Here is a 19,037-nt window from a genome sequence, read left to right on the forward strand (position 1 = left end):
CCTCGACAAAAGCCGCTTGCGCCGCTAATGGCTTGACCTCTTTTCCTGCCTGCAGCGCCGCGCGCCTCCCAAGGCACGCACCGGTCGCTGTGGCGCTTTGATGGCCATAGAAAGCTGACCCGATGAGCCTTGCTTCGAAGAGCCCTGAGCCGCGTTCCGGCATCCTGGATATTGCCGCTTATGTGCCGGGCAAGGAGCACGCGCCCGGTGTCGCGAAGGTGCATAAACTCTCATCGAACGAGACGCCGCTCGGCGCCAGCCCGAAAGCGATAGAGGCATTCCAGTCGGTGGCCTTCAACCTGGAACGCTACCCGGATGGCCAGGCGCGGGCGCTTCGCGAGGCGATCGGTGCCGTGCACGGGCTCAACCCGGCAAACATCATGTGCGGCAACGGCTCGGACGAACTTCTCGGGCTGCTTTGCCACACCTATCTCGGCCCCGGCGACGAAGGCATCATCACCGAGCACGGTTTCCTCGTCTACAAGATCCAGATCCTGGCGGCGGGCGCGGTGCCCGTAACCGTCAAGGAAAAGGATGCGCGCGTCGACGTAGACGCGATCCTTTCCGCGGTCACCGAGCGGACGAAGGTCGTCTTCCTCGCCAATCCCGCCAACCCGACCGGCACCTACATCCCCGTCGACGAGGTTCGCCGGCTGCATGCGGCGCTGCCCGAAGGCGTGCTGCTGGTGCTCGATGCGGCCTATGCCGAATATGTGCGCCGCAACGACTATGCCGCCGGTCTTGAGCTCGTCTCGGCCAGCCGCAACGTGGTGATGACCCGCACCTTCTCGAAGATCTACGGCCTTGCGGGCCTGCGCATCGGCTGGATGTATGCGCCCCCGGAGGTGATCGACGCGGTCGACCGTGTCCGCGGCCCCTTCAACCTCAGTGCGCCTTCCATTGCGGCGGGTGCTGCGGCGATCCGTGACCAGGCTTTCGTGGCAACGGCCGTCGATCATAACCTCACCTGGCTTGCGCGCGTTACCGAAGCGCTCGAGGCGATCGGGCTCCGCATCACGCCCTCGGTCACGAATTTCGTGCTGATCCACTTTCCGGAAGAAACCGGCAAGCGGGCCGAGGAGGCCGATGATTTCCTGACCAGCCGCGGTTATATCCTCAGGGCGGTCCGCAGCTACGGCTTCCCCAATGCGTTGCGCATGACCATCGGCTCCGAAGGGGCCAACGAAGGCGTCATCGCGGCGCTGACCGAATTCATGGGACGGAAATAATGGCTCAGCAGTTTGAAACGATCGCCCTCATCGGGATTGGCCTCATCGGCTCGTCGCTCGCGCGCGAAATCCGCGAGAAGCAGCTTGCCGGTACTCTTGTCGTTTCCACGCGCAGCGAGGCGACGTTGACGCGCACGCGGGAACTCGGGCTCGGCGATCGCTATACGCTTTCGGCCGCCGAGGCCGTTCGCGATGCGGACCTCGTCATCGTCTCGGTCCCGGTCGGCGCGTCCGGCGCTGTCGCCGCCGAGATTGCCGCGCATCTGAAGCCCGGTGCCATCGTCACCGACGTCGGCTCGACCAAAGGTTCGGTGATCGCGCAAATGGCGCCGCATCTGCCGGAGACCGTTCATTTCGTGCCGGGGCATCCGATCGCCGGTACCGAGCATTCCGGTCCGGATGCAGGCTTCGTCGGCCTCTTCCGCGGCCGCTGGTGCATCCTCACGCCGCCGGAAGGCGCTGACGGCGAAGCGGTCGCGCGGCTGCGGCGTTTCTGGGAAACGCTCGGCTCGATGGTCGAGGAAATGGACGCCGAGCACCACGACAAGGTGTTGGCGATCGTTTCGCACCTGCCGCACATCATCGCCTACAATATCGTCGGCACGGCCGATGATCTGGAGACGGTCACCGAATCCGAAGTCATCAAATATTCCGCTTCGGGCTTCCGCGATTTCACTCGTCTGGCGGCATCCGATCCGACGATGTGGCGCGACGTCTGCCTGCACAACAAGGACGCGATCCTGGAGATGCTGGCGCGGTTTTCCGAAGATCTCGCCTATCTGCAGCGGGCGATCCGCTGGGGTGACGGCGACAAGCTCTTCGATCTCTTCACCCGCACCCGCGCTATCCGCCGCTCGATCATTCAGGCGGGCCAGGATACGGCAATGCCGGACTTCGGCCGGCATGCCATGGACCAGAAATAGCCAGAGCAGGTCGAGGAAGCCCGTGGACCGGTCTTCCTTTCTAAAAGATCGCGACGCGCCTTAGAGGGTCGGCAACACGCCGATCGGGATGAAGGCGAGAAACGCCGTGCCGTCGCGCACATTGAGCTTCACGCTAGCCTCATCCTTGCCGTTGGCGAGTGCCTTCAGCATGTTGGCGGTGTTGTCGACGAGATTGGCGTCGTCGGGGATCAGCTTGACCAGATTGGCCCGCCACGCTTCGATGTTCGTCAAGGTCAGCGAGAACTCGCCGGAGATCAACCCCTGATCGTTGACCGAGAAGGGACCCGAAAGCTTGGCGTTCATGCCGGAGCCGAGATCGAGCGTGAGTTGCCGGAGTTCGCCCTTGCTGCCGCGAAACATCTCCGGCGTCGGCGTGGTCGCCATCCATCCGGCCTTGTCGGTGAAGGTCACGTCCGCAGCCACGGTGGCCGGCGGCGCGTAGCTCGGGCCTTCCTCCGGGCGGAGATCGAGCTTATCGACGCTCAAGGCGGCATCAAGGTCTGCCCCGTTCTGGCGAAGATGCAGTTCACCGTGGCTGGCGCCGAAGCCGAGACTGTCGCCCGAGAGCGGCAGACGCACCCGGCCGTTGAGATTGTCATAGGTAAGCGAGGTGCGGTCGACACCGGACAAGGTCGCGCGCACGCTCGCATGCAGCAGCGTCCAGTCGGCAAACACGTTGAGGCCGGGCGAAGCACGGATTTCGGCCGGGCCGTCGAGCTCGATCACTGCGTGGCCGGGCTGGTAGACCTGCGCGGCGGTCCTGAGCGCGCCGAAGGAGGCGGATGTGCCGTGGCGCGTGTCGTCGAGATGGACCTTGTCGCAGAAGAGGCCGATGCGGAACGGAAAGCCGCGCACGTCCATGTTCGTGCACTCGCCGCCGAGGCCGGTTGCCTGTCCATCGGCAAGACGGGCCGCAAGACGCTTCTCGATCTGATCGGCGGCGAGGAACCAGCCGGCCGAATAGATGCCGGCGACGAGCACGATGCCTGCCGTCAGCCAGCGGAATTTCCGGCTGATTGGCGAGGGGTTGGAAACTGCGGTTGCCGACATGGGCGCGGGTCCTCACTCTAAACTAGGTCACGGCTGCCTTTCGGGTGGCGCCGTCGATCCGCAAAACTATTCTTTCGTTCGGGTGCACGAGGATGAGCTTGTCTCTTTCGTGCCGAGATGCTGTGCCGTAGAAACCGACATGGCTGACCATTCCTGAAGGCCGATGATGATTCGGCGGCGAGAGCAGACAGCGCGGATTGAATGACAGTGGATATGGACGAATTTTGGGTCTTTGGCTACGGGTCGCTGATGTGGAACCCGGGCTTTGCCTTCGAGGAGAAGCTGACGGCACGCGCATTCGGCTATCGCCGGTCGCTTTGCGTGCATTCCTGGGTTCACCGCGGCACCGAACAGCGGCCGGGACTGGTGCTTGGGCTCGACCGTGGCGGCTCCTGCATCGGTACGGCATTCCGCGTCGAGCGCGGGCAGGCGACTGATGTCGTCGACTATCTGCGCGAGCGGGAACTGGTGACCCATGTCTACAAGGAACGCACGATGCCGGTGCTGCTTGCCGACGGGCGGCGGGTTCCGGCGCTCGCCTATGTCATCGACCGGGCCCATGTCCAATATGCCGGAACGCTGAGCACCGGCGAGGCAGCCGACATCGTCGCGGAATCGACCGGGAAGTCCGGGCCGAACAGCGAGTATGTGTTCAACACGCTTGCCCATCTCAAGGAAATGGGAATTCGCGATCATTGGCTGGAAGAGGTGGTCGGCCTGCTCGAGCAGACGCGCCAGCGCGCGCGGGCCTGACTGCTCAGGCCCTGCCGGCGGCCTTCAGTTCCTTCAGCCGTTGCTCGGCGGTCGGCGGCAGCGGCAGGTGCGGATTGTTCTTCACCGTTTCGACGAGCAACTCGTCGCTTGCCTTCTCCGTGACTTCCACCAGTTTGGCAAGGAAGGCGTCCGGGTCCATGCCGGCCTCGATCGGCGGCAGAATGCGGACCTTGAAGTGGCCGGGAAAGCGCAGGAACTTGCGGCGCGGCCAGAAGAGCCCGGGATGCATGGCGACCGGCACCACCGGCACATTGAGGTCACGGTAGAGGCGTGCGATGCCGTATTTGTATTGGGCAGGCGCGCCTGGCGGCCGGCGCGTACCTTCCGGATAGATGATGAGCTCGCGGCCAGTCGCCATTTCCTGCTTGGTGCGATCCATGACGCCGGTCATGGCCTTGCCGCGCGCCGCGCGATTTACCGGAACCATGCGTTGCTTGAGCACATACCAGCCGAAGAGCGGGATCCAGGTGAGTTCGCGCTTCAGGATATAAAAGGGATCGCTGAGCCAGGGCAAAAGCGCGTAGGCGTCCCAGAAGGATTGGTGCTTGGGGGCGAAGATGTAGGGGACATCAGGGATGTTCTCCAGACCCTCGATCTCGAAGGTCGTCCCGACCATTTTTTCGAGCAGCCAGTGATTGCTGCGCACCCAGTTCTTGGGAACGAACCAGGCCTTCTTGCGCGGCAGCAGGAAATAGATCGGCGTCAGCACGATCATCTGCACGATCAGATTGGCGTAGAACACCATGTTGAAAAGGATCGAACGCAAGACGATCATCAGGCACGCTCTCGTAGGCGAGTTCTCGGGGACCGGCGTCAGGCCGGTTGATCGCTGCCTACACGAAACCGTGCCGAAGGAAAACTGCCCTCATTCACTTTGCAGCAGCGAACTATTAGCTCGCCCTACTCTTCCGCGGGCGTGGCGCGTGAGAGATCGGTGCGCAGGCCGCTGGTCGGACGGGCGCCGGCGAAATCGCGAACCGATGCGATCGTGTACTTCCCGAATTCCAGGAGGATCGATTTCAGCACCATCGGGTTGCGTAGCCAGTTGGTCGTCTTCAGATCAGAGTTGACCACCGGGTAGGGGATGAACTCGGTTTCCGGACGGGTGCGCCGAAGCTCCAGCAGGCTGCGCGGCATGTGGTAATTGTTGGTGACGACGAGGACGCTCGCATAGCCGCGATCACGGATCCATTGCGCGGTCTCCGTGGCGTTGCCGATCGTATCGATCGCCTCATGGCCAATATCGACGCAGCATTTGAAGAGATCGGCCGAGCTTTGAGTATTGCGGCGGATCTGGCTGCCTGTCGTCGTCGGGTGGACGCCGGAGATGAGCAGGCGTTTGCCGGCGCCACCCTTCAGGAGGTCGACTGCCTGGTCGATGCGCTGGAAGCCGCCGGTCAGAACGACTATGGCGTCCGCCTTGGGATGCACCGGCGGCTGCAGCGACGCGACGGTGTCGGCGAAATTGAGGAAAGCGGCAATCAGGAGCGCGAGCGGCAACAGCAGGACGAAGAACGTCCGTCGGAGAATTTTGCGCAAGAGGCTGCGGGGCCGCCGGCGATCGTCGGCTCTCCCCTGCCATTTGCCTCCTTCGGCCATCCCGTTCCCGCGTAATTCTCGCGCCATCATGATTCTCTTCACATAATCGCAGATTACGGCAAGGAATGGATCGAGGCACGGCGAAACATTTGGGGGTCAGCTCTGATACAGGTCCGTACGGCCAGGGTCCGAACGGATGAGATCGATCTCGTAGATCGTGCGCATGACGGTGAGGCGCGCCGTCACGGTTGTCAGGATGGCGATGACGACGATGATGGCGGCGATACTGAGATAGCCGCCGTAGCCAATAGTGAAGGTGCCGAAGAGCGCAGTTGCCTGATCGGTCTGCGGTGTCGCCAGTGTCCGAGACTGCCAGAAGCCGGCAAGCGCGAAGGACAGGGCAGCGAGCAGACCGCCGGTACCGGCACCCTTGAGGCTGATCCTCAAGAAATGCTTCTGGAATTCGGAGGCGACGAAACCGGCTTCAGCGCCGACGAAATGCAGCACCTCGACGATGTGACGGTTTCCGGAAAGGGCGCCGCGGGTGGCGAAGATCACCGTCAGCACCATGGCCGAGAAGACCAGCGCCAGCACGCCGGTGCCGATCATGGCGGTGGTGTTGGCCATGGCGACCAGCCGGTCGACCCAGGTGCGGTGATCGTCAAGGAAGGCCTGCGGGATCGTCTCGGTCAGCGCCTTGCGCATGGCGGCGAAGTCGGGTGGATTGCTTTCGTCGATGGTAATGATGATCAGCCGCGGTACCGGCAGTTCGTCAAGATCGAGGCCCTCGCCGAGCCAGGGTTCCAGCAGGCGCGCGGTAGCGGCGCGGTCGACGATCTTGCCATCCGTCGTACCGCTGAAGGTCAGCGCCAGATCGCGCGCGTCGGCAAGCGCCTTTTCCATGTCGAGGCTGTCGTCCGGCTTGATCTGAATGGTAATCTCGCGCGAGATCTGCGACTGCCAGCTTTGGGCCGTTGCACGAACCATGCTGACGCCGCCAAGCGTCAGGCAGGCAAGGAACGACATGATGGCGATGACGCACATCAGCGCATGGCCGGAGACATTGGTCGAAGGCACGATCGGGCCGGTCGGCCGCACGCGCATCTCGGTTCGGCGCGGCTGCTGTTCCGGGGGCTGCTCGGCTGGGCTCTTGTTTTGGCGTTTCGTGCGGCTGTCACTCATAGATGTCGAGCCGCCCCTGGGAAAGGATCATGCGCCGCGCTTCTACCTGATCCATCAGCGACAGATCGTGTGTAGCGATCACAACCGCCGTGCCGAGCCGGTTCAGTTCGAGGAACAGATTGAGCAGGCGCCGGGCCATCGGCGGATCGACGTTGCCGGTCGGCTCGTCGGCAAGCAGGATCTCGGGCCGGTCGATCAGCGCCCGGGCAATCGCTGCGCGCTGCTTCTCGCCGCCTGAAAGGACCGGCGGCAGGACGTTGATACGCTCGCCGAGCCCGACCCACTTCAGCAACTCCAGAACGTCGGCGCGATAGCTCGATTCTTCCTTGCCACGGACACGCAGCGGCAAGGCGACGTTCTCATAGGTGGTGAGGTGGTCGAGCAGCCGGAAATCCTGGAAGACGATGCCGACGCGCCGGCGCAGCATCGGGAACTCCTCGCGCGGGATCGACGAGATGTTGCGGTCGAACATCCGGATCAGGCCGCGCGTCGGCTGCAGCGACAGGAACAGCAGTCGCAAAAGGGTGGTCTTGCCGGCGCCCGACGGGCCGGTCAGGAACTGGAACGAGCGGCGCGGAATATCGAAGGTCAGGTCCCGGAGGATTTCCGGTCCCATGCCATATCGCAGTCCGACGTTCTCAAAATGAATCAAGCGGCAGCCCAGTCTCTTTCACGGCCCTTCAACCGACGGCCGGTTCCGGTCCTCCGCGCATAGGACGACCAGCCTCGAAAGGCAAAACCGCCAGCGGAATCATGGTTAAGCAGCAGTTAATTTTTCATGAAAAGGTGCCGCTTTCGCGACGTCTTTCCGAAACATTAACCATTCCGGTTTACGTGTCGGAAAGATTTGATGCAATGCCTAGATTCTTGCACACCCAAGGGTTCGCGCATTGCCCGATGGTTTCGCAGCCGAGGTGGCAGGTCGAACGGCCGCCCGTCTCCGCGTGAGACAGGAGGAACTGGTCATGCACGCATTCCGGACCAAAGCCGCAGGCGCCTCCGCGGACTTCTTGCCGCCCGAAAGGGGTGGGCGGGAGGCAGCCGCGATGCCGAGACGTGTCGACTACGTCGATGCCGAGTTCGAGGTGATTGCCGGCCCGTCGCGCCGTGCGCCCTATGCGGTGTTCAACGACAATGCGAAGAGCCGAAATCGGAAACGGCCGACCTTGACGGTCGTGGCCGAAAAGACGTCGCTTGCCGCCCGGGCGCTGAGCCTTGCCGAAGGGCGGCTGCGCGACATGCCGGCGCGCCGCTTCGCCGGCCTGGTCGCGGGTTTTGCGCTCGCATCCTTCCTGGGGATTGTCGGTTTTGCCGGTGACGGGCAGGCAGATGTGCAGCCGCTTTTGATCACTGGGGTGACGACCACTCTCGATTATTCCGGCGGCATGCGGGTGCTTTCGGTGTATGGCTCGATCGACAACCGCTCGGACGTCGAACAGCGTTTGCCTCTTGTCCTGGTGGGGGTGGCGGCCAACGGGCGGCAGGTGACGACCACGCGCGTGATGCCCGAAGGTGCGGCGATTGCCCCCGGCGAGAGCCGCCATTTCATGACGCGACTGCCCTATGCAGGTGGAAAAATGCCCGATGTGACGGTTTCCTTCGCTGAAAACGGTGTTTCGGCACGCTGATTGTGCTAAGCGGCGCGGATGGGAAGGCTTCGGTCTTCCGGATGAAACGCTGGAGAAGCCTTGATGCCCGTCGTTCGCGGTAAGAATATCGAACCTCTCTACACGGCCGAAACGATTGCCGCGCGCAACAGCGAGCTGGCCGGGATGATCGTCAACGGTCCGCACAAGGATCTGCTGGTAATCGCGGTGCTCAAGGGGTCGTTCATCTTCGCCGCCGACCTGATCCGCGCCATGCATTCGGCCGGCCTTGCGCCGGAAGTCGAGTTCATCACTCTGTCGAGCTACGGCACCGGCACCGTCTCGCAGGGCGTCAAGATCACCAAGGATATCGACAGCGACGTGCATGGACGCGACGTGCTTCTGATCGACGACATTCTCGAATCCGGCCGGACGCTGCGTTTCGCCAAGGAGTTGATGTACGAGCGTGGCGCCCGTAACGTGACGATCGCCGTGCTGCTCGACAAGCGGGTCAAGCGCCGGGTCGAACTCGAGGCCGATTATGTCGGTTTCGAGTGCCCCGATCATTTCGTCGTCGGCTACGGCATGGACGTGGCCTACGCCTTCCGCGAGCTGCCTTTCGTGGGTGTCGTCACGGGTGACGCCGAGTAAGTGTGCCAAAACGGGACGTCGACCCTGAAATCCGGTCGCTCCGCGTTTACCGAACACAAACGAAAAACTGGTTGGTTGGGGATGCACCGCGTGGTGATTCCCTATCGGATTCGTGGTGCTGCAGCGCCGTCGTGTCCGGTCGATGACCGACGCCCGCTGTAACCTTTTGGATCAGGTGCGGGCGCCGGCGTAAAGCCGCGCCTCGGAAACGCGGAGGCCATGATGGCGAAGATCCTGATTACCGAGGACGAGGACGCGTTGCGTTCCTTCGTCGCGCGGGCACTGAAGCTCGACGGCCATGAGACGGTCGAGGCGGGCGACGGTGCCGACGGCCTTGCCTGCCTGCAGAGCGAGGCTTTCGATCTTCTGCTTTCCGATATTCGCATGCCGGTGATGGACGGGATCGAACTGACGCACCAGGCGTCGGCCGCTTTTCCGGCAATGAAGATTCTGCTGATGACCGGCTATGCCGAACAGCGCGAACGCGCCGACGATCTGGCCGACAAGATCGTCGACGTCATCTCCAAGCCCTTTTCCCTTCCCGATATCCGCAAGGCCGTTGCGCTGGCGCTCGCCGCCTGACGCCCCCCAATCCGAAGACTGATTGTTGCCAAGGTCGCGTGCGTCAGGCCACACGCCGCGACGCCGTGGCCCTTTGGCACTGACGTATCAGATCGACTGGCGCGAAGCTGCGTCGGGGCTCATTGCATGTCGAGCAGGCGCTCGAGATATTGGCGCTCAACCTCAGGCGACAGATTGTCTCCGAGCCGGCGGCGGATTTCTTCGAGGATCTGACGGGCGCGTTGCGTGTCGAACTCCTCAGGCACCTTGACGTGATCGCCAAATTCCGGACCGCGGTTGTTCTGGGGCCGGCCGAGCGGRTCGCGGTCGTTCTGGCCGAATTGCGGGACGCCCATGCCGGGGCCCTGACCCTGGCTCTGCATCTGGTTCATCATGTCCTGGGCGCCCTGGCGTAGCGCCTGTAGCGCGCGGCCCTGGTTGCCGACCGCCTGTTCGCCCTGGCCCTTGCCAAGCGCGCCGGAGGCGCCATCCATTTCGCGCTGGGCCTCGCCGAAGCCCTTGCCCGGCTTGATGCCCATGTTTTCCAGGCTCTTGTTGAGTTCACCGAGCTGCTTGCCAAGTGCGTCCTGCTGCTGCTTCAGCTGCTTGAGCGCATCCTTGAGCTGTTCGGCGGTCATGTCGTCGAGCGGGTTGGGCTGGCCATTCGGATCGCCTTGCTGCCCCGGATCCTGCGGCATCTCCTGACCGAAGAGCTCGTTGTCCTCGCCCTGCAGCGGGTCGCCGCGCTGCATTCGGTCGCGCTGCGCCTGGTCGAGCTTGAAGGTCTCGTCCATGAGCTTCTGTTGATCCTGCAGCAATTTTCCGAGCTTTTCGATCTGCTGGCTCGCGGCATCGTTCTGCTGGCCCATCTGCTGTTGGCCGCGACCGGCCTGCAGATTGTTCATCATGCGCTGCAGTTCCGAAAGCATCTGGCGCGCCTGATCGCGCGCGCCGGAACGCGCCAGGTTCTCGATCTGGTTCATCATCCTCTCGAGGTCCTGCTGGCGCAGCATGTTGTTCGGGTTCATCTTTCCGGCCATGCGCGGGTCTTTTGCCGCCTGCTGGGCGAGAGCCTGCATGTATTCCTGCATTGCCTGGCGCAGTTCCTGCATCAGCTTGGCGATTTCCTGATCGGATGCGTTGCGCTCCAGGGCGTCCGAGAGCGCTTGCTGCGCGTCGCGCAGGCGCCGTTCGGCGAGTGAGAGGTCGCCATCCTCGATACCGAGTGCGATCTCCCAGAGGTATCCGGCGGCGTCACGCAGCATGTCGTCGTTGTAGGCCAGCGCCATGCGCGTACGCGCCGACTTCAACAGCAGGAAATGCGTAAGGTTTGGGATCCAGTCCTCGGCAAGGGAGGTCACGGCATCGTTGAGGTCGATGGCGCGCCGCAGGTCGTTGGCATTGAGCGCGAAGACCTGGCGCTGTTCCGCCACCGCACCGGCGAGCGGCTGTATGAACTGCCGGGCAGGCAGGATCATCTCGTGCGGCGGGCTGCGGCCCTCCTGGCCCGCGGCGTCGCGGGCAACCAGGGTAATCTGCACGCGCTTGCCGGATAGCGGATGCTCGCTGAGGTTCCGGCTGGTCGTGCCCTTGGCCTCGCGCGCGTTGCGTCGCGGCAGGTCGAGCCGATATTCCGGCAGCGGATAAAGTGGACGAGCGCCCTCAGGGGCTTCCTCGATCGGTTTGATCTCGGCCCAGGCCTGGGCGATGCCATAATCGTCCGTCGCAGTGAAAGTGATCTCCAGTGCCGCGTTGACGGTGGGACGAGGAATGCCGTCGAAGGAGATCTGCGGCACGCCGTCCGGAATGATCTTGAACGCCCAGCGCCGATCGCCGACGACGAGTTCGCCGTCCTTGACGATCTTGTAGACATGGTTGCGCACGGCATTCGGATTGCGCGCCGGCTCCGTTGCAACCATTTCGGCAACCTTCGGCCCGGCGTCGCCCACCTTCGGCTTGGTCTGCGTTTCCTCAGGCTTCTGGCCGGCCGCCGGAATGGCGACTGCCTCGGCCGCGCCGTTCTCGGAGAAGCGAACGATCTGGTCCGGTCCTGAGCCGGTGACCCGCACCGTCACGTCACTGAACTGCGGGATGGTGATGACCCCGGTGTCTTCTGTCGCCGATGCCGTTTCCGGCTTGCCGGTGAGGAAGATCGGCGCGCGGCCGGTATAGGCCGGCGGCGTCACCCAGGCGTCGACGCGTATGTCAGCCGTTTCGACAGAAGCCTGCGGCAAGCGCAAGGCGTCGCTGAGCAGGCCGGCACGGTTGGAATAGGAGTAGGCGAAGGCGACACAGGCGAGAAGCACAGGCACGGCGCGCAGGGCATAAGGATCGTGCCGGGCGATATCGGGACGCGGAAGCCCGGTATCGAGGGCGCCGATCATCCGCGCCATGCGGGCCTGGTGTTCGCGCCACAGCGCTTCGCTCAAGGGGCTGTCTGTGGCCGGCCTATCGTCCTGGACGCGGATCGCCTGGTGGGGCAGGGCGTTGCGCTCCTCCAGCATGCGGTCGGCGTCGACAGTGCCGGGCAAGCGGATCCGCGCGAGCGGCACGAGAGATGCAAGGAAGCCGATGGCGAAGGCAAAAAGGGCCGCGGCATGCAGCCAGAACGGCGCCACGCGGAAGAAGCCAAGCCAGGCGAAGGCGAGAAACAGGAGAACGATGGAGCCGGGGAGCAGGATGCGCGGCAGAAGCTGCTCGGCGACCAGCACCGAGCGCGCCAGCCATCTCTTCAGTGCCAGGGTTCTCGAAAACGGCTTCGGTTGTGGCGTTTCATCCTGCCGGAATTGCGTCATCCGCCCAAGTTTCCTTTCGGTCGCCCATCACGCACGTGGCTGACCTCAATATAGTAAAGCGAGATGTTCCCGGAAAGCGGCGCACACTTTCGCTTGTCACCTCCAGCGCTGCGCATCTTGTCGGACGCGCATAGGTCGCTGCTGCAGCTTTCAGGATACCATCGTTTGTGGCGAAGACGAGGGCGCAAACAGAATCGTGATCGCCCGGATGGCCGATCCACAGATTGTCGTCGTTCATGCCGGCTGGCTCAGGCGAGCCAGTCCGGCACCGAATCGAGGCCGATCAGCGCGTCATGGTCCTGGCGCGGGCGGATCACGTGGAAGCGGTCGCCCTTGACCAGAACTTCGGGGATCAGCAGGCGGGAATTGTAGGTGCTGGCCTGTACGGCGCCGTAGGCGCCGGCCGAGCTGACGGCGAAGAGATCGCCCGGCTTCGGCATGGCCATCTCGCGGTCGAGCGCGAGGTAGTCGCCGGTTTCGCAGACCGGGCCGACGACGTCGGCGCGGATGCGCGGAGCGTTGGCGGCGGAGATGCGAACGGGGCGGATCTCGTGATAGGCCTCGTACAGCGTCGGACGGATCAGGTCGTTCATCGCACCGTCGACGATGACGAAGGTCTTGTCGCCGCCATCCTTCACGTAGAGCACTTCGGTCACGAGGATGCCGGCATTGCCGACGATCAGCCGGCCCGGCTCGGTGACGATCTTGCAGCCAAGCGACTGCAGCTGGCTCTTGACGATTTCCGCGTAGGCATCCGGCAGCGGCGGCGGGTTGTTGTCGTCCTTGTAGGGAATGCCGAGGCCCCCGCCGATATCGACATGGTCGATCGAGTGGCCGTCGGAGCGCAGCGTGTCGACCAGTTCGCGCAGCAGCTTGAAGGCGTCGTCGAAGGGCTGCAGTTCGGTGATCTGGCTGCCGATATGCATGTCGATACCGGTCACCTGGATACCCGGCAGGCTGGCCGCATGAGCATAGACGGCGCGAGCGCGCTCCCAGGAAATGCCGAACTTGTTTTCCTTCTTGCCCGTCGAGATCTTGGAATGGGTCTTCGCATCGACGTCAGGGTTGATGCGGAAGGACACATGGGCGCGCTTGCCGGCGCGCACGGCCCGCTGGTTCAGCACCTCGAGTTCCGGCTCGGATTCGACGTTGAAGCAATAGATGCCGGCGTCCAGCGCCAGGTCCATTTCGTGCGGCGTCTTGCCGACGCCGGAAAACATGATCCGGCTTGCGGGAATGCCGGCCGCAAGCGCACGGCGGAGTTCGCCGCCCGAGACGACGTCGACGCCGGCGCCGAGGCGGCCGAGCGTCTTCAGCACCGCCTGGTTGGAATTGGCCTTCATCGCATAGCAGACCATCGCGTCGACATCGGCGAAGGCCTTGGAAAAGACCGTGTAATGGCGCTCGAGCGTCGCGGTCGAGTAGCAATAGAAAGGTGTGCCGACGGCGCGCGCGATGTCGGTGACCGGCACGTCTTCAGCGTAGAGGATTCCGTCGCGGTACTGGAAGTGGTTCACGGGCTGCAGCTCGGCTTTGAGCAATTCCAGGAAAGTTTATAGCGATTTTCCGTTCGGAACTGCGAATTTTCAAAGAGTTAGATCAAGTCAGTGTTTCGCGGGAAACGATGAAGGGATCTAAAGGAGGGGATCGAGCAGGAAAGGACGGTCGTCCGGCTTTTCCTTTTGCTCCACGGTTCCGGCGGGCGCCTTGGTGTTGATCGGCGCCGTCGAACCGGGACGGTCGAGATCGCCCTTGCGTCCGCAACCGACAAGAACCAGCCCGGGGATCGCCAGCAGGAGCGCAAGCCGGGCCGCCTTCGTGAATGTCATCGTTATTTTCCTTCGCGGGACTGATGCTGGTGCGATGTCTTATCGATTTTTCAGGCGCTTGTGCACCCTGAATTTGCGGGCGGAGGCCGCCCGCACCTTCGTCCAGCTCTTAGTTGCGAGCGCGCCACCAGGCGATCTGCTTGCGGACCTCGTTGGGGGCCGTGCCGCCGAAGGAGGTGCGGCTGGCAACCGAAGCCTCGACCGTCAGAACGTCGAAGACCTTGTCGGTGATATCGGCATGGATCGACTGCAGATCGGCAAGCGAGAGATCCGCAAGGTCGCATGCCTTCTGTTCGGCAAGTGCTACGGCGCGGCCGGTGACGTGGTGGGCGTCGCGGAAGGGCAGGCCTGCCTCGCGCACCAGCCAGTCGGCGAGATCGGTCGCAGTCGAATAGCCGGAGCCGGCGGCGGCCTTCATGCGGTCGCTGCGGATGGTCATGTCACGCACCATGCCGGTCATGGCGGCAATCGCCAGCTCGAGGCTTTCTGCAGCGTCGAAGACCTGCTCCTTGTCTTCCTGCATGTCCTTGGAATAGGCGAGTGGCAGGCCCTTCATGACCGTGAGCAGCGCGATCAACGAACCGTTGATGCGGCCTGTCTTGGCGCGCACCAGTTCGGCGGCGTCCGGATTCTTCTTCTGCGGCATGATCGAGGAGCCGGTCGAAAATGCATCCGACAGGCGGATGAAGCCGAACTGCGGCGTCGACCAGATGACGATCTCTTCCGCGAGGCGCGACAGGTGCGTGGCCGTGATCGATGCCATCGACAGGAATTCGAGTGCGAAGTCTCGGTCCGACACGGTGTCGATCGAGTTGCGGGTCGGGCCGGCAAAGCCGAGCGCCGTGGCGGTCATGTGCCGGTCGATGGGGAAGCCGGTGCCAGCAAGCGCTGCGGCACCAATCGGGCTTTCGTCCATGTGCTCGATGGCATGGCGTACGCGCGAGCGGTCGCGGCCAAACATCTCGACATAGGCCATGCAATGGTGGCCGAAGGTGACGGGCTGAGCCGTCTGCAGGTGCGTAAAGCCCGGCATGACGGTATCGGCATGTTCCTCGGCGCGGTCGAGGAAGGCGGCGATGAGCGCCGTCAGCGCCTTCTCGGTCCGCTGCAGCTCTTCCTTGACCCAGAGGCGGAAATCGAGCGCCACCTGGTCGTTGCGCGAGCGGGCGGTATGCAGGCGTCCGGCGGCGGGGCCGATCAGCGTTGCAAGCCGCGCCTCGATGTTCATGTGGATGTCTTCGAGGCGACGCGAGAATTCGAACTGGCCGCTTTCGATCTCTGACAGGATCGTGTTGAGGCCGTGAACGATCTTGTCTTTGTCTTCAGCAGAAATGATGCCTTGATGCGCCAGCATGGTCGCATGCGCTATTGAGCCGCGGATGTCCTGGGCATAGAGCTTCTTGTCGAAGCCGATCGAGGCATTTATCTCCTCCATGATCGCGTCCGGTCCCGAGGCAAAGCGACCGCCCCACATTTGGTTGGAGGATTTCGTCTCGGAATTGCCGTCAGCCATGAAGAATGCCCGCCTTGGAGAATGAAATGCCCGACCAGAAGAAATCCCCCCCGGCCGTGAAACTGTTCGCGCTCGCCGCCCTGTTTGGCGTGATCGTCGGTGCGGCAGCGGTATACGTGAAGGAGACCGGGTCTGGCAATGGCGAGGGAACCGAAACGGCGAATGCCAGCTGCCCGCTGACATCGGCCAAGGTCGCATCATTGACGCCGTTCATGAAGGGACATGTCGCCGCAATGTCGCCGGCGTCAACGCCGCGGCCGATCGCGCTCGACTTCAACGGTCCCGACGGCATGCCGACCAATGTCTCGGCCTTTGCCGGCAAGACCCTGCTCGTCAATCTCTGGGCCACCTGGTGCGTGCCCTGCCGCGAGGAAATGCCGGCGCTGAACGCGCTGCAGAAGTCGCTCGGCAGCGACAAGTTCGAGGTCGTAGCAATCAATATCGATGTCGGCGACGATGAGAAGCCGAAGGCGTTTCTCGACGAGACCGCCGTTCACGACCTTGGCTACTACCGTGACGCCTCCATGGGCGTGTTCAACAACATGAAGAAGGAAGGCCTTGCCTTCGGCCTGCCGGCAACGCTGCTGCTCGACGACAAGGGCTGCCTCATCGGCTCGATGAACGGCCCGGCCGCCTGGGACAGCGACGATGCCAAGGCGCTGATCACAGCTGCCGTCGGAGGGTAGGGTTCACCCTCTGACGGGTACGTCGCGATTGTCGCGCAACAGATACCACTGAACCTTGTGGGGCGTGAAATGCCCTGCCGCGGCGCGGCTCCATAGCGGTGTCGTATGGTCGCCGACGATGAAAATGTCAGTCGGCGGCAAGGTCGGGTCTTTGGCAATCGTCGCAACGCTGTCAAAGACGTCGGCCCACAACTCTGTCAACTCGCACACTTGCGTGTTCTTTATCGTCGCTGCGTCACTGCCACACTTCAGATCGCCTCCCTGCTTGCGCACGTAGGGGATGTGGGAATTCAGTGTCAGCCAGTACAGAAATTTCCGTTCGGTCGGTTGTTTCAACAGCCGGTCGTGGACGGCGTCGGCGACGTCTTTGTCGCACAGACCGGCAAAAACGCTACCGCAGCGCCGGCGAAACCGATCATCGGCGGCTACCAGACTTTCGAGGAAGTGCGTTTCCTGAAAGCCAATTCGTGGATACCACGTCTCCCGCTCGAACATCTGTTGCGAAAAGCCGTGATAGGAAATGGTGCGGTAGCCACGATCGGCCATCGCCGCGGGGAAGCAGTCGTAGGCGACCTGGTCCAGATAATCCCTGTGGTCGCCCCATTTCCCGCAGAGTTCGCGAGATTCCGCCCCGGTCGTCGAGCCCTCGAAATTGCTGAGGCCGCTTGAAAGCGCGTAGCGCCCGGTATCGAGGGCCGGTTGGAGGCGCTGTGAGAGAATTGCGGCATGCGCAGGGTCGGACAGTGCACCAAGACCCTCCACCATGACGAACAGTATGTTTCGCCCCCCGTCCGCAACGGCTGCGGAGGTGACGCCGTTGATTGTAAGGGCGCTTTCGAATGATTGAGCAGGCTGCTTGAGGAAAGGGCGATTGATTTGGCGCTCAAATGACGCCACGCCGATTGCAACCAGGATCGCTGGCAGCACCATTGCACCTTGCAAAGCCTGCCGATTGCGGTTCACAACGGCGGCGATTGCAAGGCCGTTAGCGACAAAGAAGCCGAGCACCACCACGTAAAAAGCCGATGAGGTGAGATCGAGGGACGCCATGTAGCGCATCGACTGGATCGCAGTACCGAACGGCAGATGGAATACCGCCATAGCCACGAAGCTCAGATCAACGACGGCAACGAGCGGGAACAGAAAATAAGCCAGCGCAGGCCGCGTGCGTAGCGCGAGTGCACCCGCAAACACGTAGAGCAATGGCGAAAGCGGTCGTGCTGCCACGTAGAACGGCAAGACCAGAAGCATCGCCAGATTGGGCGCCACACCGAGGATCAGAGCAAAGCGCCACGCCCTCGCATTCAGCAATGAAGGGATCGACCGCGCTGCTCTTGCGGCTATGGCTTGCGAACCCATTCTCTCTCCCCACTTGGTTGGGAGAGCCTAGCGGCATCGTCTTTAAATTATACTACCATCGTCGCGCGCATTTTCTTCTGAATGTGTATTCAGAGACGAGTTCGTCGCGATAAAATTGTCTTTCGGGGACAAACTTATCGGGTCGGAACCGGTACTTCGCCGCGGTAGTCGTAGAAGCCGCGGCCGGACTTGCGGCCGAGCCAGCCTGCCTCGACATACTTCACCAGAAGCGGGCAGGGGCGGTACTTGGAGTCCGCCAAGCCATCATAGAGCACCTGCATGATCGACAGGCAGGTGTCGAGGCCGATGAAGTCGGCAAGCTGCAGCGGGCCCATCGGATGGTTGGCGCCCAGCTTCATGGCCGTGTCGATCGCCTCGACGCTGCCAACACCCTCGTAAAGGGTATAGATCGCCTCGTTGATCATCGGCAGCAGGATGCGGTTGACGATGAAGGCCGGGAAATCTTCTGCGACCGTTACGGTCTTGTCGAGCGTCGCGACGAATTCCTTGGCGGTCTTGAAGGTTGACTCGTCCGTGGCGATGCCGCGCACGAGCTCGACGAGCTTCATGACCGGAACCGGGTTCATGAAGTGGATGCCCATGAAATGCTCGGGACGATCAGTGGCCGAGGCGAGGCGCGTGATCGACAGGGAAGAGGTGTTGGTTGCGAGGATCGCTTCCGGCTTCAGGATCGGACAAACCTGGCCGTAGATCTTACGCTTGATCGTCTCGTCTTCGGTGACGGCTTCGATCACCAGGTCGGCCTGCGACAGGTCGTTGATGTCGGATGAGCCCTTGATCAGCGCGAGCGCCGCCTTGCGGGCCTCGTCGGTCATCTTGCCGGACGATACCTGGCGGGCGAGGTTGCCGTTGACGGTGGCAAGCCCTGCTTCGATCCGGTCAGCGGCAAGATCGTAGATCTGCACCTTGTATCCGGCGATTGCCGAAACATGCGCGATGCCACAGCCCATTTGCCCGGCACCAATAATTCCGACAGTCTTGATCATCGCAGCGAACATCCATCTTCAAGGGTTGGCGGTGAGGCCGCCGTCAGACATGCAAACCGGGCCGGTTTGGCCGGCCCGGTAGATTGTTAATGCCAAGTCCGCCCTTTTGCCAGCCCTTTTCAGGGGCATGGCGTAGGGCCATTGGCGAAGGCTTACAGGGCCTTCTGCAATTCGGGCAGSGCCTCGAAGAGATCGGCGACGAGGCCGTAGTCGGCGACCTGGAAGATCGGCGCCTCTTCGTCCTTGTTGATYGCGACGATGACCTTCGAGTCCTTCATGCCGGCCAGATGCTGGATGGCACCGGAGATGCCGCAGGCGATGTAGAGATCGGG

The 19,037-nt window shown here is 62.8% G+C and carries 19 protein-coding genes; 7 read left to right on the top strand and 12 right to left on the bottom strand.

Translation table 11 applies throughout. From position 1 onward, the window contains the following. Positions 1-122: 122 nt before the first annotated feature. Together hisC and AB4Z53_RS13665 are read left to right on the top strand one after the other, a co-directional pair. Complete coding sequence (gene hisC / locus AB4Z53_RS13660; protein WP_441596315.1) at positions 123-1,229, top strand: histidinol-phosphate transaminase; 1,107 nt, start codon at positions 123-125, stop codon at positions 1,227-1,229. Then, a complete protein-coding gene (locus tag AB4Z53_RS13665; protein ID WP_441596316.1) occupies positions 1,229-2,152 on the top strand; it encodes a prephenate/arogenate dehydrogenase family protein in 924 nt (307 codons plus the stop codon). Before hisC ends, AB4Z53_RS13665 begins: the two co-directional genes overlap by 1 nt. A 60-nt stretch (positions 2,153-2,212) precedes the next feature. On the opposite strand, the gene AB4Z53_RS13670 is transcribed toward AB4Z53_RS13665, so the two are convergent. Next, positions 2,213-3,223: a DUF2125 domain-containing protein gene (locus AB4Z53_RS13670; RefSeq protein WP_441596317.1), complete on the bottom strand. Its 1,011-nt coding sequence runs from the start codon at positions 3,221-3,223 to the stop codon at positions 2,213-2,215. Positions 3,224-3,424: 201 nt separating this feature from the next. On the opposite strand from AB4Z53_RS13670, the gene AB4Z53_RS13675 reads away from it, so the two are divergent. Then, positions 3,425-3,976 carry a gamma-glutamylcyclotransferase gene (locus AB4Z53_RS13675; protein WP_441596318.1) on the top strand — a complete coding sequence of 184 codons (552 nt, stop codon included), beginning with the start codon at positions 3,425-3,427 and terminating at the stop codon, positions 3,974-3,976. Between the two features lie 4 nt (positions 3,977-3,980). On the opposite strand, the gene AB4Z53_RS13680 is transcribed toward AB4Z53_RS13675, so the two are convergent. The 4 genes from AB4Z53_RS13680 to ftsE form a co-directional block, all read right to left on the bottom strand. After that, positions 3,981-4,772 (bottom strand): lysophospholipid acyltransferase family protein, encoded by a 792-nt coding sequence (locus AB4Z53_RS13680; protein WP_113538716.1) that lies wholly within the window; start codon positions 4,770-4,772, stop codon positions 3,981-3,983. Between the two features lie 125 nt (positions 4,773-4,897). After that, entirely contained in the window at positions 4,898-5,596 is a 699-nt protein-coding gene (locus AB4Z53_RS13685) for a YdcF family protein (RefSeq protein ID WP_441596319.1), read from the bottom strand. 96 nt (positions 5,597-5,692) lie between these two features. Beyond that, positions 5,693-6,640, bottom strand: a complete 948-nt coding sequence (locus AB4Z53_RS13690; RefSeq protein ID WP_441596330.1) for a cell division protein FtsX — start codon at positions 6,638-6,640, stop codon at positions 5,693-5,695. 70 nt (positions 6,641-6,710) lie between these two features. Beyond that, on the bottom strand, positions 6,711-7,334 hold the full coding sequence (gene ftsE, locus AB4Z53_RS13695; protein ID WP_235693165.1) for a cell division ATP-binding protein FtsE: 624 nt from the start codon (positions 7,332-7,334) through the stop codon (positions 6,711-6,713). 430 nt (positions 7,335-7,764) lie between these two features. Between ftsE and AB4Z53_RS13700 the strand changes: the two genes are divergently transcribed. The 3 genes from AB4Z53_RS13700 to AB4Z53_RS13710 all read left to right on the top strand — a co-directional run bounded on the left by AB4Z53_RS13700 (position 7,765) and on the right by AB4Z53_RS13710 (position 9,537). After that, on the top strand, positions 7,765-8,346 hold the full coding sequence (locus AB4Z53_RS13700) for a hypothetical protein (RefSeq protein ID WP_223725387.1): 582 nt from the start codon (positions 7,765-7,767) through the stop codon (positions 8,344-8,346). A 63-nt stretch (positions 8,347-8,409) separates the two neighbouring features. After that, a complete protein-coding gene (hpt, locus tag AB4Z53_RS13705) occupies positions 8,410-8,955 on the top strand; it encodes a hypoxanthine phosphoribosyltransferase (RefSeq protein WP_223725386.1) in 546 nt (181 codons plus the stop codon). A 222-nt stretch (positions 8,956-9,177) separates the two neighbouring features. Continuing rightward, positions 9,178-9,537, top strand: coding sequence for a response regulator (locus AB4Z53_RS13710; RefSeq protein WP_057254840.1), 360 nt, complete (start codon positions 9,178-9,180; stop codon positions 9,535-9,537). Between the two features lie 119 nt (positions 9,538-9,656). On the opposite strand, the gene AB4Z53_RS13715 is transcribed toward AB4Z53_RS13710, so the two are convergent. The 4 genes from AB4Z53_RS13715 to argH all read right to left on the bottom strand — a co-directional run bounded on the left by AB4Z53_RS13715 (position 9,657) and on the right by argH (position 15,653). Continuing rightward, positions 9,657-12,311 carry a TIGR02302 family protein gene (locus AB4Z53_RS13715; protein WP_441596320.1) on the bottom strand — a complete coding sequence of 885 codons (2,655 nt, stop codon included), beginning with the start codon at positions 12,309-12,311 and terminating at the stop codon, positions 9,657-9,659. Between the two features lie 248 nt (positions 12,312-12,559). Then, positions 12,560-13,828 carry a diaminopimelate decarboxylase gene (gene lysA / locus AB4Z53_RS13720; RefSeq protein WP_223725384.1) on the bottom strand — a complete coding sequence of 423 codons (1,269 nt, stop codon included), beginning with the start codon at positions 13,826-13,828 and terminating at the stop codon, positions 12,560-12,562. A 117-nt stretch (positions 13,829-13,945) separates the two neighbouring features. Continuing rightward, the gene (gene lptM / locus AB4Z53_RS13725; RefSeq protein WP_057254769.1) at positions 13,946-14,140 is read right to left on the bottom strand and encodes an LPS translocon maturation chaperone LptM; all 195 of its coding nucleotides are present in this window, start codon (positions 14,138-14,140) and stop codon (positions 13,946-13,948) included. 109 nt (positions 14,141-14,249) lie between these two features. Next, complete coding sequence (gene argH / locus AB4Z53_RS13730) at positions 14,250-15,653, bottom strand: argininosuccinate lyase (RefSeq protein WP_113538722.1); 1,404 nt, start codon at positions 15,651-15,653, stop codon at positions 14,250-14,252. Positions 15,654-15,679: 26 nt separating this feature from the next. Between argH and tlpA the strand changes: the two genes are divergently transcribed. Then, entirely contained in the window at positions 15,680-16,339 is a 660-nt protein-coding gene (gene tlpA, locus AB4Z53_RS13735; protein ID WP_291152751.1) for a thiol:disulfide interchange protein TlpA, read from the top strand. Positions 16,340-16,342: 3 nt separating this feature from the next. On the opposite strand, the gene AB4Z53_RS13740 is transcribed toward tlpA, so the two are convergent. The 3 genes from AB4Z53_RS13740 to AB4Z53_RS13750 all read right to left on the bottom strand — a co-directional run. Beyond that, entirely contained in the window at positions 16,343-17,698 is a 1,356-nt protein-coding gene (locus tag AB4Z53_RS13740) for a sulfatase-like hydrolase/transferase (RefSeq protein WP_441596321.1), read from the bottom strand. Between the two features lie 134 nt (positions 17,699-17,832). Next, the gene (locus AB4Z53_RS13745) at positions 17,833-18,705 is read right to left on the bottom strand and encodes a 3-hydroxybutyryl-CoA dehydrogenase (protein ID WP_113538733.1); all 873 of its coding nucleotides are present in this window, start codon (positions 18,703-18,705) and stop codon (positions 17,833-17,835) included. A 152-nt stretch (positions 18,706-18,857) separates the two neighbouring features. Further along, the coding region (locus AB4Z53_RS13750; protein WP_441596322.1) for an electron transfer flavoprotein subunit alpha/FixB family protein at positions 18,858-19,037 on the bottom strand (180 nt) is incomplete at its 5' end.

The organism is Ensifer sp. 2TAB8 (assembly GCF_052115125.1).
GTDB lineage: Bacteria > Pseudomonadota > Alphaproteobacteria > Rhizobiales > Rhizobiaceae > Ensifer.

Bases quoted from the DNA above. Each gene is read 5' to 3' on its own strand.
- AB4Z53_RS13665 (WP_441596316.1), top strand. From the start codon at position 1,229: ATGGCTCAGCAGTTTGAAACGATCGCCCTCATCGGGATTGGCCTCATC.
- AB4Z53_RS13670 (WP_441596317.1), bottom strand. From the start codon at position 3,223: ATGTCGGCAACCGCAGTTTCCAACCCCTCGCCAATCAGCCGGAAATTC.
- AB4Z53_RS13685 (WP_441596319.1), bottom strand. From the start codon at position 5,596: ATGGCCGAAGGAGGCAAATGGCAGGGGAGAGCCGACGATCGCCGGCGG.
- AB4Z53_RS13700 (WP_223725387.1), top strand. From the start codon at position 7,765: ATGCCGAGACGTGTCGACTACGTCGATGCCGAGTTCGAGGTGATTGCC.
- AB4Z53_RS13745 (WP_113538733.1), bottom strand. From the start codon at position 18,705: ATGATCAAGACTGTCGGAATTATTGGTGCCGGGCAAATGGGCTGTGGC.
- tlpA (WP_291152751.1), top strand. From the start codon at position 15,680: ATGCCCGACCAGAAGAAATCCCCCCCGGCCGTGAAACTGTTCGCGCTC.
- argH (WP_113538722.1), bottom strand. From the start codon at position 15,653: ATGGCTGACGGCAATTCCGAGACGAAATCCTCCAACCAAATGTGGGGC.
- ftsE (WP_235693165.1), bottom strand. From the start codon at position 7,334: ATGGGACCGGAAATCCTCCGGGACCTGACCTTCGATATTCCGCGCCGC.
- AB4Z53_RS13675 (WP_441596318.1), top strand. From the start codon at position 3,425: ATGACAGTGGATATGGACGAATTTTGGGTCTTTGGCTACGGGTCGCTG.
- lptM (WP_057254769.1), bottom strand. From the start codon at position 14,140: ATGACATTCACGAAGGCGGCCCGGCTTGCGCTCCTGCTGGCGATCCCC.
- AB4Z53_RS13680 (WP_113538716.1), bottom strand. From the start codon at position 4,772: ATGATCGTCTTGCGTTCGATCCTTTTCAACATGGTGTTCTACGCCAAT.
- AB4Z53_RS13690 (WP_441596330.1), bottom strand. From the start codon at position 6,640: ATGCGCGTGCGGCCGACCGGCCCGATCGTGCCTTCGACCAATGTCTCC.
- AB4Z53_RS13740 (WP_441596321.1), bottom strand. From the start codon at position 17,698: ATGGGTTCGCAAGCCATAGCCGCAAGAGCAGCGCGGTCGATCCCTTCA.
- hpt (WP_223725386.1), top strand. From the start codon at position 8,410: ATGCCCGTCGTTCGCGGTAAGAATATCGAACCTCTCTACACGGCCGAA.
- AB4Z53_RS13710 (WP_057254840.1), top strand. From the start codon at position 9,178: ATGGCGAAGATCCTGATTACCGAGGACGAGGACGCGTTGCGTTCCTTC.
- hisC (WP_441596315.1), top strand. From the start codon at position 123: ATGAGCCTTGCTTCGAAGAGCCCTGAGCCGCGTTCCGGCATCCTGGAT.